We start from the raw sequence: 26,170 nt of genomic DNA, 5'->3' as shown, positions 1-26,170 counted from the left end.
GTTACAGTTTTATAGAATTTTTTGTTAATGCTCGTTTCTTTACGTAAAAAAACATTTTCTTTGTAGGATAGAAAAACATTCAAATTTTTAACACCTAAATATGGCACAATTCAATTTCAATAAATGGAATACAATTATTGGTTGGTTTGCATTTGCAATCGCTTTAATAACTTATACATTAACAGTTGAACCTACAATGAGCTTTTGGGATTGCGGAGAATATATTGCTACCGCAGCCAAACTTGAAGTAGGTCACCCACCAGGAGCTCCGCTTTTCCAGATGATGGGTGCATTTTTTGCAATGTTTGCTATAGATGCTCAGCACGTGGCTGTTATGGTTAACATGATGTCTGTTTTCTCTAGCGCCTTTACCATATTATTTATGTTCTGGTCCTCTTCTATGATTTTGAAAAAGATTGTAGCTCGTTTTACTGAAATTGACCAAAACAATTCGATTGCTATTTTAGGAAGTTCATTTGTGGGCGCTTTAGCCTATACATTTTCTGATAGTTTTTGGTTCAACGCAGTAGAAGCCGAAGTTTATGCAATGGCTTCGTTATTAATTGCTTTACTTTTCTGGCTTGGATTACGTTGGGAACAAGACATGGATAAACCAAAAGGAAACAAATGGCTTTTAATCATTTCTTTGGTTGTTGGCCTTTCGTTTGGAGTTCACTTCATGGCCCTTTTAACTATTCCATCTATCGGATTTTTATACTATTTCAAACACTACGAAAAAGTTACAATCAAAAACTTTATTATTGCTAATGTTGTAGTTGTTGGAATATTATTATTCATTTTCAAATTGCTTCTTCCTCTTACTATGGCATTTTTCGGAAAAACCGAAATTTTCATGGTAAACAGCATGGGACTTCCGTTTAACTCAGGAACTATCTTTGTTGCTTTAGTATTTGTTGCGTTTTTCTATTTCGGATTAAAATACACCAAACAAAAAGGTTTAATATTTTACAACACTATTATATTGTGTATTTTATTCATTCTGATTGGTTTCTCAACTTGGTTGATGCTGCCTGTGCGTGCTAATGCCAATACCGTTATTAACGAAAACAAACCATCAGATGCTACTGAGGTTTTGGCTTACTATAATCGTGAGCAATATGGTGTGAACCCTTTATTTTATGGTCCTCAATACACTGAACTTTTTGCTGGTCTTGATGCTAAAACACCTTATTTAGACAAAAAACCAAACTACGAAAGAGATTATAAAACTGGTAAATACATTATTACCAATAACTATAAAAATGCAGAACAAAATTCTGATGACAACCAGAAAGCGATTCTGCCAAGAATGTGGAGTACAGAAACAGCTCACATTCAAAACTATATCAACTTTACGAATCCTCCGAAATTCCGAATCAATCCTAATTATAATTATGATGATGATTTGGCAAAATACGGAATCGATGCTAGTCAATTGAGCGAAGAGGAATACAATAAAGCTACCGCTCAATTGCGTAATGAGGTTGAAAAAACAGTTTCTGAATTCAGAAAAGCTTATGCTCAAAAACAAATTGACAATGAAGGTTACGTAAAATTCTTAAGAAGTTACGGCGAGTATTTACTTATTGAAAAACCTTCTACAGCAGACAACTTTAGTTTTATGTTCGAATACCAATTTGGATATATGTACTGGAGATATTTAATGTGGAATTTTGTTGGACGCCAAAACGATGTTCAAGGTAAATACGATAATCTAGACGGAAACTGGATTAGCGGAATTAAACCTTTAGACTCTGTTCATTTAGGCTCTCAAGATAATTTACCTTCTGATGTCTTAAACAATAAAGGACGTAATGCGTATTATTTCCTTCCGTTTATTTTAGGATTGATTGGTATAATGTACCACGCCAACAAAGACTTAAAGAGCTTCTACGTTCTTTTAGCTCTATTTTTATTCACCGGAATTGCACTAAAAATATATTTGAACGAAAGACCTTTTGAGCCGCGTGAAAGAGATTATGCCCTTGTAGGTTCGTTTTATGTCTTTGCCATCTGGATCGGATTTGGAGTTTATTCGCTCTATGAAAGCTTACAGAAATACTTGGCTCCAAAAATTGCCGGACCAGTAATTATTGCCGGAAGCTTATTGGCTGCACCTGTTTTAATGGCTTCTCAAAACTGGGACGATCACGACAGATCTGGAAGATATACAGCTGTTGCAATGGCAAAAGCGTATTTAAGTTCTTGCGATAAAGATGCTATTTTGTTTACCATTGGAGATAACGACACCTTCCCGCTTTGGTATGCTCAAGAAATCGAACATTTCAGAACCGATGTCAAGATTGTAAATACGAGTTTATTTATGACAGATTGGTACATCGATCAAATGAAAGCGAAGTCTTATGAGTCTAATCCGTTGCCTATTTCTTTTGTACATAGCCAATATGTTGGAGATAATTTGGACTACACCGCTTACATCCAAAAAATCGATACACGCTGGAATATTAAAGATTTTATCGATTTCATTAAAAATCCTAAATCGACTGTTGGTTTACAAAACGGACAAACAATCCATTTCTATCCAACAAATAAGATTAGAGTCAATGTAGATAAAAATGTAATTATTCAAAACAAAGTAGTTAATCCTAAATACTACGATTCTATTGTTCCTTATTTAGATATTGATATCAAAGGAAGCGCATTATACAAAAACCGTTTAATGATGCTTGACATTTTAGCTAATAACAATTGGAAAAGACCAATTTACTTTAGTGGCGGTGCTTTTGATGATGAAGACTATTTATGGTTAAAAGATTATCTGCAGTTGGATGGAATGGTTTACAAATTGGTTCCAGTTAAAAATACTCCTTCTAAAGATGGCGGACCATTAGACATGGGACAAATTGATGCTGATAAAATGTACGACATTGTAATGAAATGGGATTGGGGAAATAGCAATGGAAATATTTACCACGATCCTGAGACTAGAAGAAACAGTATTACATACCGCACTAATCTTTCAAGATTAATGAATCAGCTTATTGAAGAGGGCAAAATTGACAAAGCTAAAAATGTAATCAATTTAGCGATGACTAAAATGCCTTTAGACCAATATGGGTATTATTCGTTGGTTGAGGCTTTTGGAGACGGCTATTACAAAGTTGGCGAAAAAGCCAAAGCACAAGATCTTTTAAACAAGTTGGTTCAGAAGTACAAAGAGAACTTAAACTATTACAGCACATTGCCTCCTTCTGATCAAACAGATTTAGCAGTAGACATCATTACTGATATTGAGCGCTATAGAAGTTTGTTGCATGTTATGGATGCTAATAAAGACACTGCTTTTTACAACCAGCACAAAACTACATTCAATACTTACGTAAATGTTTTTGAGCGTTTTGGACGTGAAAAAGAATAAATAATATACGAAAATCTTACTTATTAAAAAAATGCAGCGCTGTTTGATAAATAGCGCTGCATTTTTTAATTTTATGCATATAATACAATTTTAATTCAAAATGAGCTTCTATTGGGTAAAAACTAACGCATTTATCAAAAAGGTATTTTCTAAATATTGCTGGGACATTCCTAACAACGAGAAGAAAATATACCTCACTTTTGATGATGGCCCAACTCCAGAAATTACGGATTGGGTTTTATCTGAATTAAAAAAATTTGATGCAAAAGCAACTTTCTTTTGTATTGGAAAAAACATTAAAGCAAACCTCGCTTTGTTTGAAAAGTTAATTACCGATGGTCATTCTATTGGCAACCATACCATGAACCATGTAAACGGATGGAAAAGCCATACGAATGAATATATCGAAAATGTACAAAACTGCGCCGCCATTTTAGACGAGCAGGAAAAAGCCCCTCACCGTTTATTATTCCGTCCTCCTTACGGAAAAATCAAAAAAGCACAGTCTAAAATCTTGAGAAGTCTAGGCTATAAAATTGTTATGTGGGATGTTTTAAGTGCCGATTTTGATCAAAGCATTACACCAGAAAAATGTCTTGAAAACGTAACAAAGAATGTAAAATCAGGAAGCGTAATTGTATTTCATGACAGTATTAAGGCTTCACCAAATTTACGATTTGCCTTGCCTAGAACACTGCATTTTTTAAAAGAAAACGGATATAAGTTTGACATTATTCACTAAATAACATCAACAAAAGAAGTTATTTAGACGTTAAATTGTTCCTGAACAATTCCGATTATAGTATTGGCATCAAGCTCACCAGATTGCCTCCAGATCATTTGTCCTTCTTTATAAATCATTAAAGTTGGAAGTCCTTTAATACGAAGCGCTTCGGCTAGTTCCTGATTTTTATCTACGTCTATTTTGATTACTTTGGCTTTATCGCCAAGCGCAGCTGCTACGTCCTTAATAACAGGATGCATAGAAACTGAAGATTCATTCCAATCTGTGTAAAAGTCAATTAACACTGGAACTTGAGCATTTATTAATTCTCCAAATTTTGACATAAAACCAAAAATTTAAGTTTTTTAAATCTCTTAAAAGAAATAAATATTATACAAATGTAGCATTTTTAACGAATTAAGCGACATTACGGCCTTTTTTTAGTTCAATTACTGTTATTTCAGGCATAATTCCAACTCGTCCCGGATAAGCATGAAAACCAAATCCGCGGTTAACATAAACGTATCTTCCAACGTTTTCGTACAATCCTGCCCATTGTTTATAAATATATTGCGCCAGACTCCATTTAAAATACCCTGGAATTTCGATTCCGAACTGCATACCATGCGTATGACCCGCAAATGTCAAATGGAAATTCTTCGGGTGTTCTTTAATTTCAGCTTCCCAATGGCTTGGGTCGTGGCTCATTAAAATTTTAAAATCATCTTGATGTACATTTTCAGAAGCTTTATTTAAATCACCCGCTTTCTTAAAATTTACACCCCAATTTTCTACACCAATCAAAGCGATTTTATCATCGCCTTTCTCAATATAAGTGTGTTCATTCAGCAAAAGTTTAAAACCAATTTGATCGTAAAGCCTTTTTATCTCCTGAAAGTTTTCCTCTTTTGCTTTTTCTGATGGCCAAGTCACATATTCGCCATAATCATGATTTCCTAAAACCGAAAACTTACCATATTTATAACTCTTTATACGATTGAAAGTTTCCAGCCAAGGATGCATTTCTTTGGCGTGCGTATTTACAATATCTCCTGTAAATAAAATCAAATCGGCTTCTTGCGCATTAATCAGATCAATAGCATAATTGATTTTTTCTGGATTATCAAAACTCCCGCTATGAACATCTGAAATCTGAGTAATTTTAAATCCGTCAAAAGCATCTGGAAGATCTGGAAAAAATATGGTCTGTTTGATGACTTTGAAATTATATTTTCCTTCAAAAATTCCGTAAATAATTGAAAGAAACGGTATCGCCGCCAAACCTAAAGCAATCTGACTTACAAATTTTCTTCGATCTGGCATCATTTCCTTTCGCGGTGCGTTGTACACAAAATAATTCAGTATACTGGCACCTATCCTAATAATATCTTCTCCAAACATTATTAAGGTAAGTACAATTTTAGGCACATAAACCACCAACATTAAACCAGTAGTAAACATAAATTGCCTAGTCTGACCAACAGAACGGTCAACTTGCGAAAAAGAATAAATAATAAAGATTAAAACCAGTAAGCTAATCACTTGGTAACCAATCAAAACCCAACGAGTTTTGATTAAAGTTCGAAAAGCCTGGTAGGAATAGAACTCAATAAATAAAAAAAGAGCGCATAGTATTATGAAACGAAAGATCATTTAATTTATAGTTTTAAACAAAGTAACAAAGAATGAAAATTCTATTTCTTTTTATTATAAAAAATTTAACGCTGTAAAAAATAAAAAAGCTGAAAGAATGGCTTCTTTCAGCTTTAACCTACCAACCTTTTAAAACTATTTAATCTTAAGACTTAAAATCTCGTTTTATTTTGCTTTTGGAGCTTCTGGTTTTGCAGCTTCTGCTTTTTTATCACCTTTAGCTTTTTTGTCTGCTTTTTTATCGTGTTTTTCAGTTTTTGCTTCTTTTTTTGCTGGTGCTGGAGTTGTTTGTGCGTTTGCCATTGCAAATGTTCCTAAAACTGCTACTGCTAAAATTGCTAATTTTTTCATGATTTTAAATTTTTATGATTGTTATTTTCATTATTTACAAGTCAAAGGTATCATCGTAAAATGAAGACAAAATGAAGAAAAAGTCTTACAGCGAATTTTAACTTTTAATTGGCTTTTTGAAACCATAATTTGAAAGCAGTGCCCTCTCCTAGTTTAGATTCAACAGTAATATCTATGTGATGAAAAGAGGCAATACTTTTTGCAATTGCAAGTCCCAGCCCTTGCCCTTCTTGATCTGAACTGATTCTGGCAAAACGGCTAAATATTTTCTCAAGCTGTGATTCGTCCATTCCAATTCCCGAATCTTTTACCGAAATAAAATAATGCTGCTGGTCAAAACCATCTTCAACAACAATTCTCCCTTTCGGTTTATTATATTTTATGGCATTGGTTACCAAATTATAAATCAGGATATGAATCAAGGTTTTGTTTCCTGTAAAAACAAAGCTGTTGTACATTCTATTTTCAAACTGAATTTCTTTATCCTCAATACGATCTTGCAGATCTTCCTGCAAGTCAGAAACGATTTCTTGAAGATTAATCTCTTCATTTGCCTCATATTGATTATTATCTATTCTAGAAATCAGCAATAAGTTGTTAATGATTTTTTTTAGCATGTCCAGCGTTCTAAGCGAACCTGCAATTTTATCTACTGCATTATCATCCAAAGACTCGTTTTGGAGCAAGTTTTCAAGCTTATTTTTAAGAAGCGCAATTGGCGTTAAAAGTTCATGGGAAACATTTGAGATGAATTGTTTTTCTTTTTTGAAAACTTCAGCAATTCGATCCATCATTTGGTTTAAAACAAAATCCAATTCTCTAAAGTCTCTTGACGCTGCTTTTATAGGAGTATGATCAAATGTTTCGGGTTCGTTTACACGCCTTATTTTAGTGTCGATAATTTTGTAAAAGGGTTTTAAAAGATATTCGATATAAAAAGTATCGGCCAAAAAGGTCATAAAAAGAATCACCACAAAAACAATTATAATGAAGAGCTTAATCACAAAAGTCAAATCGTTAACCTCACTCAAACTGCTTCCAATTTCAAGCTGGTAATCTTGATGCTCATACGTAAAATGATGCTGCAAGATTCTATATTCGCTTTCTTCTCCTTCTATTTTTCGATATTCGTTACTGAAAGTTGTTTTTTTCTGATGTGGCTGTATAGGCACTCGAGACAGCACTAAAAACTCACTATGCAGGGTTGAAAACTCCGAAAAAGTTTCGGTTGAATCGCCTGGATTTTCTATAAAGTCATTTATCTCCTCTTGATTCAGATGTTCGATAAATTTCTTCTTTTTCTCTAATAAAGTATTATTGATATGATGGTAAACTACATTTTCTACCAAAATAGGAAGCATTAGCCATAAAATCAAAATGACCAGCAATCTGGTCAATGCGTTAAAAATGGCTAATTGGTGTTTTATTTTCACAAGAATCGTTTTATTCGTTTATACGATAACCTACATTTCGAACAGTTTCGAACCAATCTATAGAAGTGTGTTTGTCCAGTTTTTTTCTGAGATTGCGAACATGCACATCTATAAAATTAGAATCTGAGTTCACCTCGAGAATATCTCCCCAAATATGTTCTGTTAATTGTAATCTTGTAATGACGCGGTTTTTATTTAAAACCAAATACTGAAAGATATCAAATTCTTTCTTGGTTAGGTTAATAGGCTGATCGCTAAAACTTACTTTATAATCCTGAAGTTGCAGTAAAAAACCATGAATGCTTAAATTGTTTAAAGTAAAACCGTGAATTCTTCGAACTACAGCAAATATTCTCGCCGCCAATTCCGTCAAAGCAAAAGGTTTTGTCAAATAATCGTCTGCACCTAAATGAAGTCCGTTAATCCTGTCATCCAATTCTCCTCTGGCAGTAAGCACAATTACCGCAATTTTCGATTTTGTTTTTCTAATCGCTTGCAAAACCTCAAAACCATCACCGTCCGGCAAACCAAGATCTAGAAGCATAACATCATAATCATTGCTTATCAGCTCTTCTAGAGCATCGGCACAATTATGTGCAATTTTACAAATATAACCTGCGTTGCATAAAAAGTCATAAACTTCTACAGCAAGTTCTTTATTATCTTCAACAATTAAAACATTCATAAGCCTTAACATTTAAGCGCAATTAAAATTAGTGAATTATCAAAAATTGAGTAGCGCATTATTAAAAAATTAACTAATGAAAAAAAGCTGACAAATTTCTTCATCAGCCTTCTTCAATCGCATTCTCATAATCATTATTCCTGTTTTGCTTTCGTTACAATATTCCGAAAACAAAACAAGAGCAATTCTTATTTTTTAGCTTTTGCAGTTTCTGGTTTAGCAGCTTCCGATTTCACAGGAGCAGGTTTCGCTGCTTCTGTCTTTGGAGCTTCTGTTTTTGCTGTTTTTGCTTTTTTATCAGATTTGTGTTTAGGATGTTTAGTTGCTTTCACTTCTTTTGCTGGAGTGTCTTTTCCGTCTTTTGCTGGAAATGCGTGAACCATTGCACTTGTTCCTAAAACTGCCACTAGTAACATTAATAAATTTCTCATGATTTCTATTTTTTATGAATTAATAATTTTTAGTTTACAGATCAAAATTACCCTCACAAAATGAAGCAAAAATGAAGAAATCGCTCAATAGAAAATTTTAACTTGATATTAACGCTTTGTGGTTTTTGAACCATATAAGCTATATAAGTTCATTTAATTATTTTGTTTTTTACAGCATTATTATGGTAACGAGGAGACGCACAGCGGTGCGCCTCTACTAAAATGAACTTATATAACTTATATGGTTCAAAAAAATTAATTTTCGAAAACCAAATCGTTTTTTAAAACCCAATTGTTTATTTTTACAGACTAATATTTTTAATATGTCAACTCAAAAACGCCTTTTTCTTCTAGATGCTTATGCATTAATTTTTCGCGGTTATTATGCTTTTATTAAAAACCCGAGAATCAACTCAAAAGGAATGGATACATCTGCAATTATGGGTTTTATGAACTCACTTTTGGATGTTATTAAAAGAGAAAAACCAGATCATTTGGCCGTTGCTTTCGATAAAGAAGGAAGCCATGTAAGAACCGAAATGTTCGCAGAATATAAAGCCAATCGTGATGCAACCCCAGAAGCGATTAAAATTGCCGTTCCCTATATTCAGGAGCTGCTTAAAGCCATGCATATTCCAATTATTGAACTTGCAGGTTGTGAAGCCGATGACTTAATTGGAACAATCGCAAAACAGGCAGAAAAACAAAACTACAAAGTCTATATGGTAACTCCAGATAAGGATTTTGCGCAATTGGTTTCTGAAAACATTTTCATCTACAAACCTGCCCGTATGGGTAACGGAATCGAAATTTGGGGCGTTCCTGAAGTTTTGGCCAAATTTGAAATTGAAAGGCCAGAACAAGTAATCGATTTTCTGGGAATGATGGGTGACGCTATCGATAATATTCCGGGATTACCAGGGGTTGGAGAAGTTACCGCTAAAAAGTTCCTGAAAGAATTTGGAACAATGGAAAACCTTTTGGAAAATACCCATTTGCTAAAAGGCAAAATGAAAGAAAATATCGAAGCCAATAAAGACAAAGGAATTCTTTCTAAAAAATTAGCAGCAATCATTACAGATTGTGATGTTACTTTTAATGAAGAAGATTATGAGCTTTCTCGCCCAGATATCGAAAAAACAGATGCTATTTTTCAAGAATTAGAATTCAGAAGAATGGCAGAACAATTTGACAATTTATTTAGAACAGACGGCGCACAGTCACCAGCTCCAGAAGCCAGCCCTAAGCCAGCTAAGAAAGCTGCCGCTAAAAACGAAGACCAATTTGATCTTTTTGGAAGCGCTACATCAGATGAAGAAACAGACGCTCCTAGAACTTCTTTCTACAATACTTTAGAAAATACCGAACATTCGTATCAGACGATTCAAGGCGATTTAGGGATTAAATTATTGTTACAAAATTTACAGAAGCAGCCTGCAGTTTGTTTCGATACTGAAACCACAGGAATCGATGCGCTTCATGCAGAATTGGTCGGAATGTCTTTCTCTTACGAAAAAGGAAAAGCATTTTATGTTCCGTTTCCAGAAAATCAAGAAGAAGCAAAAGTTTTGATTGAAAAATTTGTTCCGTTTTTTGAAAATGAAAACATCGAGAAAATTGGACAAAACCTAAAATACGATTTAAAAATCCTTTCTAATTATGGCGTTACCGTAAAAGGAAAACTTTTTGATACGATGATCGCTCATTATCTGATTAATCCAGATATGCGTCACAATATGGATATTTTGGCAGAAACGTATTTAAAATATTCTCCAAAATCTATTGAAACTTTAATTGGTAAAAAAGGGAAAAATCAGCTTAATATGCGCGATGTTCCTTTGGAAGATATTAAAGAATATGCTGCCGAAGATGCCGATGTTACTTTACAGTTAAAAGAAATCTTTACAACGCAACTAGACGAAACCGGGACTAAAAAGTTATTTGACGATATCGAAATTCCATTAGTAAGCGTTTTAGCCGATATGGAAATGGAAGGTATTGGTTTAGATGTTGATTTCTTAAAAAATATGTCTAAAGAAATGGATGTTGAAATCAAATCTTTGGAACAAAAAATCTACGAAACAGCTGGAGAGAAATTCAATCTTGCTTCTCCAAAACAATTAGGCGATATTTTATTTGAAAAACTTAAAATTGGTGGAGCAAAACAAAAGAAAACCAAAACAGGCCAATATGCAACTGGCGAGGAAGTTTTGACTTATTTGGCAAATGACAACCCAATTGTAAAAGAGATTTTGGATTGGCGCCAAATGGTAAAACTCCAAAGCACTTATATTTTGGCTTTGCCAGAACAGGTTGACAAAAAGACTTTACGCGTTCATACCGATTATATGCAGGCTGTTGCCGCAACGGGCCGTTTGAGCTCTAATAATCCGAACTTGCAGAATATCCCGATTCGTACCGAAAGAGGACGCCAGATTCGTAAAGCTTTTGTGGCACGCGACGAAAACCATACTTTAATCTCTGCCGATTATTCTCAAATTGAGTTACGAATTATTGCCGCATTAAGTGGTGAGGAAAATATGATTGCTGCTTTCCAAAACGGAGAAGACATTCACAGATCTACTGCTGCAAAAGTTTTCGATGTTGCACTCGAAGAAGTTTCTAGAGAACAAAGAAGCAATGCCAAAACAGTAAACTTCGGAATTATCTATGGTGTTTCTGCTTTTGGTCTAAGCAACCAGACTTCACTTTCTAGAAGCGAAAGCGCTGCTTTGATCGATGCTTATTACAAAACATATCCACGTCTTAAATCGTACATTTCAGAACAAATTGAATTTGCTCGCGAAAAAGGTTATGTACAAACTATTTTAGGCCGTCGCCGTTATTTAAAAGATATTAACTCTGCCAATGCTGTGGTAAGAAGTGCTGCCGAACGAAATGCTGTAAATGCGCCAATTCAAGGAAGTGCTGCCGATGTGATTAAAATTGCAATGATCAACATTCATAAAAAACTTCGTGACGAAAACTGGAAATCTAAAATGCTGCTTCAAGTACATGATGAGCTTGTGTTCGATGTTCACAATGATGAACTCGAAAAAATCCAACCTATGATTAAACACGAAATGGAAAATGCATTTAAAATGTCGGTTCCTTTAGAAGTGGAACTTGGTTTAGGTAAAGATTGGCTAGAAGCACATTAATTATAATTTTAGATTTCAGATTGTTGATTTTAGATTTTCGCAAAACTTTAAACAATCTGAATATCATTCATAAAAAAAACCATCAGTTTCAGCTGATGGTTTTTTGTTTAATTATTATTTTTTTCGAGTAGATTCTCTTTCTTTCAATTTTGTTTTGATTACGATTGTTTCGTATTCTGAAATTGTTCCTTCTGGCTCTTCTAACCTTTCGATTAATCTTTTGGCAGCTACTTCTCCAATTTCAACTCCGTGCTGACTTACTGTAGTCAAACTTGGCGATAAACGTCTTGAAGCTAAAATACCGTCTGCAAAACCAATAATCGAAATATCTTCTGGAACTCTGTAGCCTTTTTTCAAACTAACTCTTAAAGCTGCAACCGAATCATTTTCGTCCAAAGCAAAAATCCCGTCAATTTTATTGTCGAAAATTGAATCAATTCTAGCTTTCATATCATCTTCAGAATCGGTGCGAAGAATAATTTTTTCGTTTACCGGAATATTATTGTCTTTTAAAGCTTTCAAATATCCATCTGCTCTCAATTTTCCAACACTTAAATTATCTACAGAAGAAATAAGCGCAATGTTTTTGCATCCTAAATTAATTAAATGCTGTGTTGAGTTTAATGCCGAATCAAAATCGTCTACCACAACTTTATCACAATCTACTTCATCTGCAATACGGTCGAACATTACAATTGGTGTACCGTCGTTAATTATTTCAGAGAAATGGTTATAATCTTGAAGTTTTTGCGCTTCTTCAGAAACCGAAAGGATAAATCCGTCGATAGTTCCGTTGCTCAGCATTTCAAGCGTGTGAATTTCTTTTTCTAAAGATTCGTTCGAGATACAAGTAATTACATTATATCCTTTTTTATCTGCAACTTTCTCAATACCGCTAAAAACTTTCGCAAAGAAAGAATTTAGAATATTAGGAATAATTACCCCGATCGTTTTTGTTTTACGATTCTTAAGATTCAAACCAATAACATTCGGCTTATAATTTTTGAGTTTGGCATACTCTTTAATCTTCACCTTGGTTTGTTCACTAATTTCTGGACTGTCATTCAACGCTTTAGACACAGTCGAAACAGAAACTCCCAGTTCCTTAGCAATTTGTTTTAGAGTTGCTTTAGCTTTCATCCAATTGAATTTTATGTAATTAATACAAATATAGTAGAATTACCTAAAATAAAACAAAAAACACCTATCAGTATTTAAAATTATCAAGCCTTTTCCAAAGAAAGCCAGCAACGATAATGTTTTTTCTGAAATCTAGTTTTTAAATTCTTCTATATGCTTTATAAACAATATTTTTGCATAAAAATTGCAGTATTTAAGAAGGCTTTTGCATCCCATAAATCAAACCTCATTTTTTAATGTTTCAATTAAAAAACTGAAACCCTGATTTTCAGCAGATAAAATATTCTTTCAGGTATTTGGTTTTAAAATAATTAATTGTACTTTTGCATCCCCTTTATTGGGGATGGAATGTTTAATTAAAATAATATTATGGACGCATTAAGCTACAAAACAGTTTCAGCAAGTAAAGCCACTGTAACTAAAGAGTGGATTGTTGTTGACGCTGAAGGTCATAACTTAGGACGTCTTGCTTCTAAGGTTGCTATGATCTTAAGAGGTAAGTACAAGCCAAGTTACACACCTCACGTTGACTGTGGAGATAACGTAATTGTTATCAACTCAGAAAAAATTAACCTTACAGGTACAAAATTGAATGACAAAATTTACATGCGTCATACAGGTTACCCAGGAGGACAAAGAACTTTAACTGCTAAAGTATTGCAAGCTAAAAACCCTGCATTATTAGTAGAAAAAGCTGTAAAAGGTATGTTACCTAAAAACAAATTAGGAGCTGAACTTTTTAGAAATCTAAATGTTGTTGTAGGATCTGAGCACACTCACGGAGCTCAAAAACCTAGAACTGTTAACCTAAATGATCTTAAGTAATGGGAGTTATTCACAAAATCGGTAGAAGAAAAACCGCTGTTGCACGTGTATATGTTTCTGAAGGAACTGGAAACATCACTGTAAACAAAAAAGAATTCGCAACTTACTTTCCAACTGCAACTTTACAATACAAAGTTTTACAACCGCTTTCTATGACAGAAAACGCTAGTAACTTTGACGTAAAAGTAAACGTTTACGGAGGTGGTACAACTGGTCAAGCAGAAGCTGTAAGAATGGCATTAGCACGCGTAATGTGTGAAGTTAACGCTGAAAACAGAGGAATCCTTAAACCAGAAGGTTTATTAACAAGAGACCCTAGAATGGTTGAACGTAAGAAATTCGGTCAGAAGAAAGCTCGTAAGAGATTCCAATTCTCTAAACGTTAATATTACCTGTCTTGTTCAGATGGGACAAGACATTATCAATTATTTATTGAAATTAAAAAACACAGTTATTGTTGCTCTCCTATCGAGGTAGGATATAGTTTAGCATCTAAATGCATGAAGCCAGAGAAATCGCCATTCATACATTGCTAATCAACAGAACGTAAACTAGTACAAAAATGGCAAACAAAATAGAAGTAAAAGAATTACTAGAAGCAGGTGTTCACTTCGGACACATGACTAGAAAATGGGATCCAAACATGGCTCCTTACATTTATATGGAGCGTAATGGTATTCACATTATCAATCTATATAAAACTGCAGCTAAAATCGAAGAAGCTAATGAAGCTTTGAAAAAAATCGCTGCATCAGGTAGAAAAATCTTATTCGTAGCTACCAAAAAACAAGCAAAAGACATCGTTGCTGATAAAGCAAAAGCTGCAAACATGCCTTACATCACTGAAAGATGGCCAGGTGGAATGTTGACTAACTTCGTAACTATCAGAAAGGCAGTTAAAAAAATGTCTTCTATAGATAAAATGAAGAAAGATGGTACTTTCAACACTTTATCTAAAAAAGAGCGTTTACAAGTTGATCGTCTACGTGCTAAATTAGAGAAAAACTTAGGTTCAATTGCTGATATGTCTAGACTACCTGCAGCATTGTTCGTAGTAGATATCAAAGCTGAACACATCGCAATAAAAGAAGCTCAAAAATTAAACATTCCAGTTTTCGCAATGGTTGATACGAATTCTGACCCAAGAGAGGTTGATTACGTGATTCCTGCAAATGATGACGCTTCTAAATCAATTGACAAAATTTTATCTTTAGTGACTACTGCAGTAATCGAAGGTCTTTCTGACAGAGGTGCTGAGAAAGAAGTTGAAGCTGCTGAAGAAGCTCCTGCTGTTGAGGCTGAAGCTGCTCCTGCAACTGAAACTGAAGAATAAATCAAATTTTAAATTCCAAATTTTAAATTCCAAAGTCCAAAATAAAATTAAAAACGTTATGTTGATAATTTATTAAAATTGGATTTTGGGATTTAAAAGATGGAATTTTTTACTTTTAACATTAAAAAATTCAAAATATTATGTCAACAATTACTGCTGCAGACGTAAATAAATTAAGACAATCTACAGGTGCCGGAATGATGGACTGTAAAAAAGCTTTAATTGAAGCTGAAGGAGATTTCGATAAAGCGATCCAAATCCTTAGAGAAAAAGGACAAAAAGTTGCTGCTAACCGTTCTGACCGTGAGTCTTCTGAAGGAGCTGCTGTTTCTTTTATCAATGCTGACCACACTAAAGGAGCTATCATCACTTTAAACTGTGAAACTGACTTCGTAGGTAAAAATGAAGCTTTCGTAACTTTAGCTAAAGATTTAGTTGAAAGAGCTATCAATTTCTCTTCTAAAGAAGAATTATTAGCTTCTGATTTCAACGGAATTACAGTTGCTGAGAAATTAATCGAGCAAACTGGAGTTATCGGTGAAAAAATCGAAATCGGTGGTTTCGAAATTTTAGAAGGTGCTTACGTTGGATCTTATGTTCACGTTAATAAAATTGCTGCTTTAACTGCAATTTCTGCTCCAGTTGCTAATGCTGAAGCTTTAACAAAAGATATCTCTATGCAAGTTGCTTCTATGGGTGCTGACACATTATCTTACAAAGATTTTGATCCAGCTTTCGTAGAATCTGAACTTGCTGCTCGTATTGCTGTAATCGAAAAAGACAATGAAGAAGCAAAACGTTTAGGAAAAACTTTAAAAAATGTTCCTAAATACATCTCTTTCTCTCAATTAACTCCAGAAGTTATCAAACAAGCAGAAGAAGATGCTAAAGCTGAATTAAAAGCTGAAGGAAAACCAGAGCAAATCTGGGACAAAATTCTTCCAGGAAAAGTTCAACGTTTCATTTCTGACAACACTACTTTAGATCAAGAAAAAGCTTTACTTGATCAAAACTTCATCAAAGATGACAGTAAAAAAGTTGGTGATTATGTTAAAGGATTCAATGTTGAAATTACAGGTTTCAAAAGAGTTACTTTAGGTTAATATATTATTTTCAATATTAAAAAGCCCGAATATTTAGTTATTCGGGCTTTTTTATTGCATCTTAGCTTTCAACAGGAAAGTTTCTCGCTCGCATCAGTGCATCCGATTGCGGAGCGTGACCTCTAAAATTCTCATACATTTCTTCGTTATCTATAGTATTTCCAACGCTTAAAACTGTTTTATAAAGACGTTCAGAAACATTTTTATCAAATGGTCCGCCAGCTTCCAGAAAAGCCTCATAAGCATCTGCATTAATCACATCTGCCCACAAATAGCTGTAATATCCCGCTGCATATCCATCACTAGAAAAAATATGAGCAAACTGCGGAATCCTGTGTCGCATTACAATTTCAGACGGCATATTAATTTCGCTTAAAACTTTCTTTTCAAAAGCATCCGGATCGATTGTGTCAGTTGTTAAATGCAATTTCATATCGACAAACGAACTTGAAATTGTTTCTACAGTTGCAAATCCCTCATTAAAATTGGCTGCTTTTCCGATTCTTTCCACTAGTGACTGAGATAAAGGTTCGTTTGTTTTATAATGAAGCGCAAACTTATTTAAAACCTCTGGAGTAGCTAGCCAATGCTCTAACAATTGCGAAGGAAATTCTACATAATCTCTAGCTACAGAAGTTCCTGAAAGGCTTGGATACGTAACATTTGAACATAATCCGTGCAGGGCGTGCCCAAATTCATGAAATAAAGTGGTCGCATCATCCCAAGAAATTAAAACGGGTTCATCGCTATTTCCTTTAATAAAATTGCAATTATTCGATACAATTGGAAGTACGTTTCCTTTTATTTTCTGCTGATCTCTATGCGAATTCATCCACGCTCCAGAACGCTTGCCAACACGCGCGTACGGGTCAAAATACCATAAACCAATTGGTTCTCCAGTATTTTTATTATTGACTTCCCAAACACGAACATCAGGATGATAAACAGGAACATCTGACAATTGCTTGAAACCTAAATTAAATAATTCGCCCGCTGTCCAGAACATTCCTTCACGTAAATTTTCCAGCTGCAGATATTGCTTGATTTCATTTTGATCTAAATCATACTTTGCTTTACGCACTTTTTCGGTATAAAAACGATAATCCCAAGGCTGTATTTTAAAGTTTCCACCTTCATTATTTACCATTTCCTGCATAGCAGCAACATCATTTTTTACTTTTTCTACAGCCGGTTTCCATACCGAATTCATTAATTCGAGTGTTTTCTGCGGATCTTTAGCCATTTTATTAGATAAACTCCATTCCGCAAAATTAGTAAAACCTAAAATTTTCGCTTTTTCTGCTCTTAATTTCAAAATAGAAACAAGAGTTTCATTGGTATCATTTTCATTTTTATTATCGCCTCGTTTTACAAAAAGATCAAAAGCTTTTTCTCTTAAATCTCTTTGATTAGAAAAGGTTAAAAATGGCTCGATTGAAGATCTTGTATTTCCGATGCATCCCAAAACATTTAGATTTCTTTCTTTAGCTTCGGCAATAGCAGCATTTTTGAACTCCTCAGGCAAACCGTCAAAATCAGTTTCTATTTTTAATTCTATATACTGACTATTTTCTTCTGCCAGTAATTTTTGGCTAAAAGCAGTAAAAAGTCCAGCCAGTTCCTGGTTTATCTCCGCAACTCTAACTTTGTCTTTTTCATTGAGCTCTGCTCCTTCTCTCACAAAATCGGTATAATACAACCAAAGCAAACGCTGCTGTTCTTTAGTCAAATTCTTTTTTTCTTCCGATTTGTATAAAGCTTCAATTCTAGAAAACAATTTCTCATTTTGATATAACTTATCATTGATCTCAGCTAATTTTGGTGACATTTCGGTATCAACTACATTAAACTCAGGAGTACTCAGATTTGATCTATAAATACCATAAACTGCATGAATTCGATCTAATTTTTCGCCAGAAAGTTCCAAAGCTTTAATGGTGTTTTCAAAAGTCGGTTTTTCTGAATTATTTGATATTGCTTCTATCTCCTCTAATTTTTCCTGAATAGCAAATTCTATTGCAGGCTTAAAATCTGAAACTTTATATGCCGTAAAATCCGGAACGCCTCCATAAGGTCCTGTCCACTCTTTTAACAACGGATTATCTAATTCTATTGGTGTTTTCATAACAAATACATTAATTAATTCTGCACAAAATCTGACTAACAAAAAATGCAACAGAATCTCAAAATTAACCAATAGAAAGCAAACTTCATATTCAAACAGATTATAAAAATTAATCCGCTTATAACAATTAAAAGAAATAGTTTATTTTTGAAATACCAATACCAAAAATCAAATGTTTAGAACCAGAAGAGAAATTGTTTTTGTAATTTTATCAGGAATATTTATCACCAATGCCGTTGTGGCTGAATTAATTGGAGGAAAGTTAATTCAAATTGGCCCCTTTGTAATGAGTATTGGTATTTTGCCTTGGCCAATTGTATTTCTAACTACTGATTTGATTAATGATCATTTTGGTGAAAAAGGTGTAAAAAAGCTTTCTTTTATAACGGCATGTTTGATTGCTTATGCTTTTTTAATACTTTTTATGGCCATTACAATTCCTGCTGCAAAAGGAATAAGTCCTGTAAACGACGATCAGTTTCAGGCCGTATTTGGACAGAGTATGTGGATTATTGTGGGAAGCTTAATTGCCTTTATGGCTTCTCAGCTCATTGATGTTTGGATATTTTGGTTTTTTAAAAACAGGACTGGCGAAAAGAAAATATGGTTAAGAGCAACTGGTTCTACTGTGATTTCGCAATTGTTTGATTCCTTTATTGTTTTAGGAATTGCATTTTGGCTGCCAGGAAAAATTGATTTTGAAACCTTTATATCTTCAGGTTTAATAGGATATACTTTTAAGTTAGCTATAGCTATTTTATTAACGCCAGCGATTTATTTAGGCCATTATCTAATTAAAAAATATTTAGACGAAGACCCTGCACATAAAGAGTAAAAACAAAATTTTAGGTCATGAAAAAAAATTATTTACTTATTTTATTCTCTGTTACCTATTTCTTTTTCAGTTGTGGCAATGAAGAAAAAAAAGAGCCAAAAAAAATCATTCAGTCTGTCAACAAACTGATACCAGCTGCTGTGAAGATACCTCGCAAAGTTTCTTCAAAAAGCATTACCGCCTCAAAGGAATTTGAGTCACCAAAAACCGTTGCTCAAAAAAATCCATTTGCTGTTAAAAATCCGATAGCAATACCTGCATTAAGTCCTCAAATACCAACCCATACGCCGAGTCCGACCACGTCTATAAAAAAAGAAGTCAACGAGGAATTATTGAATTTTGTTAATGTTCGTAAAATATTAGCAAAATGCAAAATGGGCCAGACCATGACTCAAAAACAATTAACCGAACATTTTGAAATTCCAGAAGAAGCTGTAAAACTAGTAAAAAGTGTAACCAAAACAGCAGAGAATGAATTGGCTGTAAAATGGCAATCTACTTGGCTTGTTGAAAGGGTTTCTGACGCAGAATTAGAAGACGGTAAAATGAAAGTCGTTTTTAAAGCCAATAAAATGTACACTTCTGGAAACGCAATTGGCATTAAATACAATCGAAAAATCTATAATAATTTAGTCATCGTTGGACGTTCTGCCTATATTCCGAGCGTGAAGGGATATAGCTGGCAGATTGGAAGATAACAACGACAATAATCTATAAAACCTCAAAGCCAAGAGGTTTTCTTTTGAAATAAAAAAATGGAACAAATAAGATGCGGTTGGTGTTCGGCCAGCGATTTATATAAAAAATATCATGATGAAGAATGGGGAACTCCCGTTTATGATGACCCAACAATTTTTGAGTTTTTAATTCTAGAAACCTTTCAGGCTGGATTAAGCTGGATCACGATTTTAAATAAAAGAGAAAATTTTAAAACTGCTTTTGACCATTTCGATTATAAAAAAATGGCGAACTACTCTGAAGATAAAATCGAAGAATTGATGCAGAACACTGGAATTATCAGAAACAAGTTAAAAATCAAAGCAGCAGTTTCTAATGCTCAAGCTTTTATGAAAGTTCAAGAAGAATTTGGAACCTTTTCTGAATATATTTGGAAATTCGTTAATGGAAAACCAATTGATAACAAACCGAAAACATTAAAAGATGTTCCAGCGACAACTTCCATTTCTGATGCTATAAGTAAAGATTTAAAAAAACGCGGCTTCAAATTTGTCGGCTCAACTGTTATTTACGCACATATGCAGGCAACTGGAATGGTCAATGATCATGTGGAAGACTGCTGGACGAGAAAGAAATAGTTTTGTTTCATGTTTCAAGTTTCACGTTATAACTGCACTCAAAAAAACAACTTGAAACCTGAAACTTGAAAGTTTTTTAAAGTTCCAAACAAAATTTTATTACATTTGCTTCACACTTTAGGGGTGTCTACAAAGTTGTAGGCTGAGATTTTACCCTCTGAACCTGATCTAGTTCATACTAGCGTAGGGAAAAGTAAGATGACTTCTGCACGCATTTTTATGCGTTCTTGTAGCCATTCCTAAGGTGTATCTATACACTAAACTCAAAAAGGAATGGAACTAAAAATCAATCAACAAACTAAAAAATTCAATGCTGAATCGCTAAGCGTTCAATCATTGCTCGATCTCGAAATTCCGCACAAACAAAACGGAATCGCTGTTGCTGTCAATAATACCGTTGTTCCAAAAACCAAATGGAACGAATTCTTCGTACGCGAAACTGACGATATTTTGATTATTTCTGCTACCCAAGGTGGATAATTTTTTAAAAATTTCAAAATAGAAAATTCCAAATTCCAATTTATCGTTGCGAATAGACACAATCAGAATCAAACTTGAAACCTGAAACTTGAAACAAAAACATTATGACAAACGAAGAACAAATATCCAGAACCCCTTTTACGAATTCTAAAAAAGTATACATCGACGGAGAAATTCATCCGATAAAAGTAGCGATGCGCGAAATTACTTTGAGCGACACTAAACTTTCAAATGGCGGAATTGAGAAAAACCCACCTGTAACGGTTTATGATACTTCAGGTGCATATACAGATCCAAATATTGAAATTGACATTAGAAAAGGACTTCCGCGTTTAAGAGAGCAATGGATTTTAGACCGAAATGACGTTGAAATCTTAGACGAAATTACCTCAGATTATGGACAAAGCCGATTAAAAGATGAAAGCTTAAATCACCTTCGTTTCGAATATTTGCATCAGCCAAAACGTGCTAAAAAAGGCGCGAACGTAACACAATTGTATTACGCCAAACAAGGAATCATTACTCCAGAGATGGAATATATTGCCATTCGCGAAAACCAACGCATCGAACTTTTAAATGAGCAAACCAAAGCCATGCAATGCCAGCACGGCGGAAACAGCTTTGGCGCAAATACTCCAAAAAACAAGATTACTCCAGAATTCGTTCGTTCTGAAGTCGCTTGCGGAAGAGCCATTATCCCGAATAACATTAACCATCCAGAGAGTGAGCCTATGATTGTAGGACGTAATTTCCTCGTAAAAATCAACGCCAATATCGGAAACAGCGCTGTAACTTCGAGCATTGAAGAAGAAGTTGAAAAAGCGGTTTGGGCTTGCCGTTGGGGAGCTGACACGATTATGGATTTGTCTACGGGAAAAAACATTCACGAAACCAGAGAATGGATTATTCGCAACTCTCCCGTTCCAATCGGAACTGTTCCGATTTATCAAGCATTAGAAAAAGTAAAAGGAATTGCCGAAGATTTAACTTGGGAAATTTTCCGCGATACTTTGATTGAGCAAGCAGAACAAGGGGTTTCGTATTTTACAATTCACGCTGGGGTTTTACTTCGTTATATTCATTTAACTGCCAATCGTGTAACGGGAATCGTTTCTCGAGGCGGATCGATTATGGCAAAATGGTGTTTGTTCCATCATAAAGAAAATTTCTTATACACGCATTTTGAGGAAATCTGTGAAATCATGAAGCAATACGATGTAGCTTTTTCTCTTGGAGATGGTTTACGTCCGGGTTCAATTGCAGATGCAAATGACGCCGCACAATTTGCCGAATTGGAAACTTTAGGCGAATTGACAAAAATTGCTTGGAAACATGATGTTCAAGTTTTTATTGAAGGTCCAGGTCACGTTCCGATGCACATGATTAAAGAAAACATGGACAAACAATTAGAACATTGCCATGAAGCTCCTTTTTATACTTTAGGCCCATTAACCACAGATATTGCACCAGGTTATGATCATATTACATCAGCAATTGGCGCTGCTATGATTGGCTGGTACGGTTGCGCAATGCTGTGTTATGTAACACCAAAAGAACATTTAGGTTTGCCAAATAAAAAAGATGTAAAAGATGGTGTAATAACTTATAAGATTTCTGCTCATGCTGCCGACTTGGCAAAAGGTCATCCAGGCGCGCAATATCGTGATAATGCGTTGAGTAAAGCCCGTTTTGAATTCCGTTGGGAAGATCAGTTTAATTTGGCTTTAGATCCAGATACCGCAAGAGAATTCCATGACGAAACACTTCCTGCCGATGGCGCAAAAGTAGCGCATTTCTGTTCGATGTGCGGTCCAAAATTCTGCTCTATGAAAATATCTCAGGAAATTCGAGACGTTGCTGCAGCAGAAAAAGGAATGCAGGAGAAATCAGAAGAATTTATTGAACAGGGGAAAGAGATTTATATTTAGAAAATAGAGAAAAGAAGCTAGAAGAAAGATATGATTTTGATTACGAATCCTTTTTTTATTGAAGATGAAATAGACATCCTTCATTCTTTGCTAGAGGAAGGATTGTCTTTGCTTCATATTAGAAAACCTGATTTTTCTGAATTGGAAATGGCACAGTTTATTCATCAGATAAAACTAGACTTCCGGGCTAATTTGGTTTTGCATCATCATCATCAATTAGCAGAAGATTTTGGCATTGAACGGTTTCATTTTTCTGAAAAAGAAAGAAATAATCTGAACGATTCTCCTGCGAGATTTTCAAAACCTTGCAGGTCTCTATCAACATCAACACATTCAATAGAAGATTTTAATGCTCTTGAAAATTTTGATTATGCTTTTCTCAGTCCAGTTTTCACAAGTATTTCCAAAGAGAATTATCATCCAGACAAAAATCTTTTTGAAGAACTAAAATCAAGAACAAATCAACAAACAAAAATGATCGCTTTGGGCGGAATTGATTCCCAAAACATTCAAAAAGTCTTAGAAAAAGGTTTTAACGATGTCGCACTTTTAGGAAGTATTTGGAAAAATGAAAATCCATTAAAACAATTTAAATTATGTCAGCAGATCGTCCTTTCGCACTCACAATCGCAGGCTTAGATCCTTCAGGAAGCGCTGGAATTTTGGCCGATATCAAAACATTTGAACAGCATAAAGTCACTGGTTTTGCTATTTCGACAGCGAATACCATTCAGACTGAAAATCAATTTTATGAAATTCAGTGGACAGATTTGAGTTTTGTTATCCGTTCGATTGAAACGCTTTTTTTGAATTATAAAATCAGCGTGGCAAAAATTGGAATTGTATCTTCTTTACACGATTTAAACCGAATTGTTTCGACTATAAAACTGCTTTCTCCTTCAACCAAAATTGTTTGGGATCCTGTTTTGAAATCGACTACTAAATTTGAATTTATGAATATTGAAAATCGTTTAGATCTAAACAAAATACTTTCAAAAATCGATTTGATTACGCCCAATCATCTTGAAATGGAAATTCTTTTTCCCGACTTTATCTTGAAGGAATATCAATTTTCTACGAATGTTCTTTTGAAAGGCGGACATAATAAAAAAGCTTTAGGAAGAGATCATTTGTTTCTAAAAGATGAAATTCTAGAACTGCTGCCGTCAGGAAAAAATTGCTTCGAAAAACACGGTTCGGGCTGTGTGCTTTCTTCTGCAATTGCTTCCAATTTGGCTTTAAATCTAACGATAAAAGAAGCTTGTAAAAACGCTAAAATCTATATCGAAAATTACTTGAGTTCAACAACAACTTTAATCGGTTATCATTATGTATAGCAAACTTCAATATATCTCTCAGGGCGAAACGATCGAAAAACAATTGTACAACATTCATCAGGCACTTGATGCAGGATGCAATTGGGTACAAATGCGTTTTAAAAACCAGACAGAAAAAGACGCCTTTACTTTAGCGGAAGCGGTAAAACCTTTATGCGAAAAATACAACGCTAATTTTATTGTAAATGACAATTTACAACTTACCAAAGAAGTTGATGCAGACGGCGTTCATTTGGGTTTAACCGACACCAAAATCGACGAAGCGAGAGCCTTTTTAGGAACCTCAAAAATAATCGGAGGAACTGCCAATACTTTTGAAGACATCGAAAATCACGTTAAAAATGGCTGTGATTATATCGGATTAGGCCCTTTTCGATTTACTGCTACAAAAGAAAAATTAAGTCCGATTTTGGGTTTATGCGGCTATCATGAAATTCTCCACAAACTCAAAAAAAACAAAATCACAATTCCAGTTTATGCTATTGGAGGTATTACGTTACGAGATGTGAGTCCGTTAATAGAAACTGGAATTCATGGAATTGCCGTTTCTGGAATCATTACCGAAAATGATGAGAAAGAAAAATTGATTCAACAATTAAACGAAAAATTATATGCAAACATCATTCTTTAATATAGGAGATAAAAGCTTTAAATCCCGCTTGTTTTTGGGAACAGGAAAATTTGGTTCGAACGAGGAAATGGAGCAAGCGATTTTAGCTTCTGAAAGCGAATTGGTTACCGTTGCCTTAAAACGCATTGATCTTGAAACTGATACAGATGCTATTTTATCGCATTTAAAACATCCAAATATCAATTTATTGCCTAATACTTCTGGCGTGCGAAATGCCAAAGAAGCTGTTTTTGCAGCTCAATTAGCACGCGAAGCTCTGGAAACTAATTGGGTAAAACTAGAAATCCACCCTGATCCAAAATATTTAATGCCCGATCCAATTGAAACTTTAAAAGCGACTGAAGAGTTGGCAAAATTGGGTTTTATTGTGCTCCCATACATTCACGCCGATCCTGTTTTGTGCAAACATTTGGAGAGCGCTGGAACTTCAGCCGTAATGCCTTTGGGTTCGCCAATTGGAAGTAATAAAGGTTTAAAAACGATCGATTTCTTAGAGATTATAATTGAACAAAGCACCGTTCCCGTTATTGTTGACGCGGGAATTGGAGCTCCATCTGATGCTGCAAAAGCAATGGAGATTGGTGCTGATGCTGTTTTGGTAAATACTGCGATTGCTGTTGCTGGAAACCCTAGTTTAATGGCCGAGGCTTTTAAGGAAGCAGTTATTGCTGGTAGAAAAGCTTTTGAGGCTAAAGTTGCAAACCAGCAAAATTATGCTTCGGCTTCTAGTCCGTTGACTTCTTTTCTTTATGAATAAAATTGATTTTCTCTCGCAGATCTCACAGATTTGGCAGATGATTTTTATGTTGAAGCTGCTGAATCTAATTTTATTATGATTTTTCTAATCATCAAAAAAAGAAAGAATTTTCTTTAATTTTGAATTAAAAAAATTATGTTAGAAAATGAAATTTCATATAAAGTTAGAGGAGCAATTTTTAAAGTATACAACTCTCTTGGACCTGGACTATTAGAATCTGTGTATGAGAGTGCTCTTTACTATCAATTGGATAAAGATGGATTACAAGTAGTTAAACAAATTGATTTACCAGTTAAATATGATGATGTTTATTTAGACATAACTTTTAGGCTAGATATTTTAGTGGAGAATAAAGTAATTATAGAATTAAAATCAGTAGACGAGATAAAGCCAATTCACTTTAAACAATTGAATACTTATTTAAAATTAACCAATAAAAAACTTGGAATATTAGTCAATTTCAACTGCTCTAATATCCTTGAAAATATTCATCGCGTTGCTAATAAAATTTAATCTGCGCAATCTGCAAAATCTGCGAGAGGC

General features: G+C 34.3%; 25 protein-coding genes and 1 riboswitch. Of the genes, 17 read left to right on the top strand and 8 right to left on the bottom strand.

Annotation, left to right across the window (positions count from 1 at the left end; translation table 11 throughout):
* Window positions 1-100: 100 nt before the first annotated feature.
* Together J7574_RS05410 and J7574_RS05405 are read left to right on the top strand one after the other, a co-directional pair.
* Window positions 101-3,379: a DUF2723 domain-containing protein gene (locus tag J7574_RS05410; RefSeq protein WP_290965335.1), complete on the top strand. Its 3,279-nt coding sequence runs from the start codon at window positions 101-103 to the stop codon at window positions 3,377-3,379.
* 100 nt (window positions 3,380-3,479) lie between these two features.
* The gene (locus tag J7574_RS05405; protein ID WP_290965332.1) at window positions 3,480-4,121 is read left to right on the top strand and encodes a polysaccharide deacetylase family protein; all 642 of its coding nucleotides are present in this window, start codon (window positions 3,480-3,482) and stop codon (window positions 4,119-4,121) included.
* A 23-nt stretch (window positions 4,122-4,144) separates the two neighbouring features.
* Here the strand turns inward: J7574_RS05405 and J7574_RS05400 are convergent, their stop codons facing one another.
* The 6 genes from J7574_RS05400 to J7574_RS05375 form a co-directional block, all read right to left on the bottom strand.
* Window positions 4,145-4,447, bottom strand: coding sequence for a co-chaperone YbbN (locus J7574_RS05400; protein WP_008466807.1), 303 nt, complete (start codon window positions 4,445-4,447; stop codon window positions 4,145-4,147).
* Between the two features lie 73 nt (window positions 4,448-4,520).
* Window positions 4,521-5,756 (bottom strand): metallophosphoesterase, encoded by a 1,236-nt coding sequence (locus tag J7574_RS05395; RefSeq protein ID WP_290965330.1) that lies wholly within the window; start codon window positions 5,754-5,756, stop codon window positions 4,521-4,523.
* A 165-nt stretch (window positions 5,757-5,921) separates the two neighbouring features.
* Window positions 5,922-6,107: a hypothetical protein gene (locus tag J7574_RS05390; RefSeq protein ID WP_290965327.1), complete on the bottom strand. Its 186-nt coding sequence runs from the start codon at window positions 6,105-6,107 to the stop codon at window positions 5,922-5,924.
* A 104-nt stretch (window positions 6,108-6,211) separates the two neighbouring features.
* A complete protein-coding gene (locus J7574_RS05385; RefSeq protein ID WP_290965324.1) occupies window positions 6,212-7,540 on the bottom strand; it encodes a cell wall metabolism sensor histidine kinase WalK in 1,329 nt (442 codons plus the stop codon).
* 10 nt (window positions 7,541-7,550) lie between these two features.
* Complete coding sequence (locus J7574_RS05380; RefSeq protein WP_290965321.1) at window positions 7,551-8,225, bottom strand: response regulator transcription factor; 675 nt, start codon at window positions 8,223-8,225, stop codon at window positions 7,551-7,553.
* A 188-nt stretch (window positions 8,226-8,413) separates the two neighbouring features.
* Window positions 8,414-8,656, bottom strand: coding sequence for a hypothetical protein (locus tag J7574_RS05375; protein ID WP_290965318.1), 243 nt, complete (start codon window positions 8,654-8,656; stop codon window positions 8,414-8,416).
* Between the two features lie 323 nt (window positions 8,657-8,979).
* Between J7574_RS05375 and polA the strand changes: the two genes are divergently transcribed.
* Window positions 8,980-11,817 carry a DNA polymerase I gene (gene polA / locus J7574_RS05370; RefSeq protein WP_290965315.1) on the top strand — a complete coding sequence of 946 codons (2,838 nt, stop codon included), beginning with the start codon at window positions 8,980-8,982 and terminating at the stop codon, window positions 11,815-11,817.
* Between the two features lie 114 nt (window positions 11,818-11,931).
* Here polA and J7574_RS05365 read toward each other — a convergent pair whose 3' ends face one another.
* Window positions 11,932-12,957 (bottom strand): LacI family DNA-binding transcriptional regulator, encoded by a 1,026-nt coding sequence (locus J7574_RS05365; protein ID WP_290965312.1) that lies wholly within the window; start codon window positions 12,955-12,957, stop codon window positions 11,932-11,934.
* A 369-nt stretch (window positions 12,958-13,326) separates the two neighbouring features.
* Here J7574_RS05365 and rplM point away from each other — a divergent pair, with 369 nt between their 5' ends.
* The 4 genes from rplM (at window position 13,327) to tsf (ending at window position 16,218) form a co-directional block, all read left to right on the top strand.
* Window positions 13,327-13,782 carry a 50S ribosomal protein L13 gene (rplM, locus tag J7574_RS05360; RefSeq protein ID WP_095927953.1) on the top strand — a complete coding sequence of 152 codons (456 nt, stop codon included), beginning with the start codon at window positions 13,327-13,329 and terminating at the stop codon, window positions 13,780-13,782.
* Window positions 13,782-14,168, top strand: a complete 387-nt coding sequence (gene rpsI / locus J7574_RS05355) for a 30S ribosomal protein S9 (protein WP_025572268.1) — start codon at window positions 13,782-13,784, stop codon at window positions 14,166-14,168. The genes rplM and rpsI overlap by 1 nt, the downstream gene beginning before the upstream one ends.
* Window positions 14,169-14,344: 176 nt before the next feature.
* Complete coding sequence (rpsB, locus tag J7574_RS05350) at window positions 14,345-15,115, top strand: 30S ribosomal protein S2 (RefSeq protein WP_008466790.1); 771 nt, start codon at window positions 14,345-14,347, stop codon at window positions 15,113-15,115.
* 140 nt (window positions 15,116-15,255) lie between these two features.
* A complete protein-coding gene (gene tsf / locus J7574_RS05345) occupies window positions 15,256-16,218 on the top strand; it encodes a translation elongation factor Ts (RefSeq protein WP_290965298.1) in 963 nt (320 codons plus the stop codon).
* A gap of 61 nt (window positions 16,219-16,279) precedes the next feature.
* Here tsf and J7574_RS05340 read toward each other — a convergent pair whose 3' ends face one another.
* Window positions 16,280-18,343, bottom strand: coding sequence for a M3 family metallopeptidase (locus J7574_RS05340; protein WP_290965295.1), 2,064 nt, complete (start codon window positions 18,341-18,343; stop codon window positions 16,280-16,282).
* Between the two features lie 172 nt (window positions 18,344-18,515).
* Between J7574_RS05340 and J7574_RS05335 the strand changes: the two genes are divergently transcribed.
* From J7574_RS05335 to J7574_RS05290, 10 genes are all read left to right on the top strand, one after another.
* Window positions 18,516-19,178: a queuosine precursor transporter gene (locus tag J7574_RS05335; RefSeq protein WP_290965292.1), complete on the top strand. Its 663-nt coding sequence runs from the start codon at window positions 18,516-18,518 to the stop codon at window positions 19,176-19,178.
* A 17-nt stretch (window positions 19,179-19,195) separates the two neighbouring features.
* Window positions 19,196-19,876: a hypothetical protein gene (locus tag J7574_RS05330; protein ID WP_290965289.1), complete on the top strand. Its 681-nt coding sequence runs from the start codon at window positions 19,196-19,198 to the stop codon at window positions 19,874-19,876.
* A 57-nt stretch (window positions 19,877-19,933) separates the two neighbouring features.
* On the top strand, window positions 19,934-20,494 hold the full coding sequence (locus J7574_RS05325; protein WP_290965286.1) for a DNA-3-methyladenine glycosylase I: 561 nt from the start codon (window positions 19,934-19,936) through the stop codon (window positions 20,492-20,494).
* Window positions 20,495-20,603: 109 nt separating this feature from the next.
* Window positions 20,604-20,701: riboswitch (TPP riboswitch) on the top strand.
* A gap of 66 nt (window positions 20,702-20,767) precedes the next feature.
* The gene (gene thiS, locus J7574_RS05320; RefSeq protein WP_207297812.1) at window positions 20,768-20,974 is read left to right on the top strand and encodes a sulfur carrier protein ThiS; all 207 of its coding nucleotides are present in this window, start codon (window positions 20,768-20,770) and stop codon (window positions 20,972-20,974) included.
* A gap of 104 nt (window positions 20,975-21,078) precedes the next feature.
* A complete protein-coding gene (gene thiC / locus J7574_RS05315) occupies window positions 21,079-22,902 on the top strand; it encodes a phosphomethylpyrimidine synthase ThiC (RefSeq protein WP_290965280.1) in 1,824 nt (607 codons plus the stop codon).
* Window positions 22,903-22,932: 30 nt separating this feature from the next.
* Window positions 22,933-23,541, top strand: coding sequence for a thiamine phosphate synthase (locus tag J7574_RS05310; RefSeq protein ID WP_290965277.1), 609 nt, complete (start codon window positions 22,933-22,935; stop codon window positions 23,539-23,541).
* A complete protein-coding gene (locus tag J7574_RS05305) occupies window positions 23,499-24,239 on the top strand; it encodes a hydroxymethylpyrimidine/phosphomethylpyrimidine kinase (protein WP_290965274.1) in 741 nt (246 codons plus the stop codon). The genes J7574_RS05310 and J7574_RS05305 overlap by 43 nt, the downstream gene beginning before the upstream one ends.
* Entirely contained in the window at window positions 24,232-24,870 is a 639-nt protein-coding gene (locus J7574_RS05300; protein WP_290965271.1) for a thiamine phosphate synthase, read from the top strand. The genes J7574_RS05305 and J7574_RS05300 overlap by 8 nt, the downstream gene beginning before the upstream one ends.
* Window positions 24,851-25,627 (top strand): thiazole synthase, encoded by a 777-nt coding sequence (locus tag J7574_RS05295; RefSeq protein WP_290965269.1) that lies wholly within the window; start codon window positions 24,851-24,853, stop codon window positions 25,625-25,627. The genes J7574_RS05300 and J7574_RS05295 overlap by 20 nt, the downstream gene beginning before the upstream one ends.
* Before the next feature lie 135 nt (window positions 25,628-25,762).
* The gene (locus J7574_RS05290; protein WP_290965266.1) at window positions 25,763-26,140 is read left to right on the top strand and encodes a GxxExxY protein; all 378 of its coding nucleotides are present in this window, start codon (window positions 25,763-25,765) and stop codon (window positions 26,138-26,140) included.
* Window positions 26,141-26,170: the final 30 nt, after the last annotated feature.

Source organism: Flavobacterium sp. (assembly GCF_017744675.1).
In the GTDB taxonomy this organism is placed as follows: domain Bacteria; phylum Bacteroidota; class Bacteroidia; order Flavobacteriales; family Flavobacteriaceae; genus Flavobacterium.
This window is presented reverse-complemented; position numbering and strand designations above follow the sequence as displayed.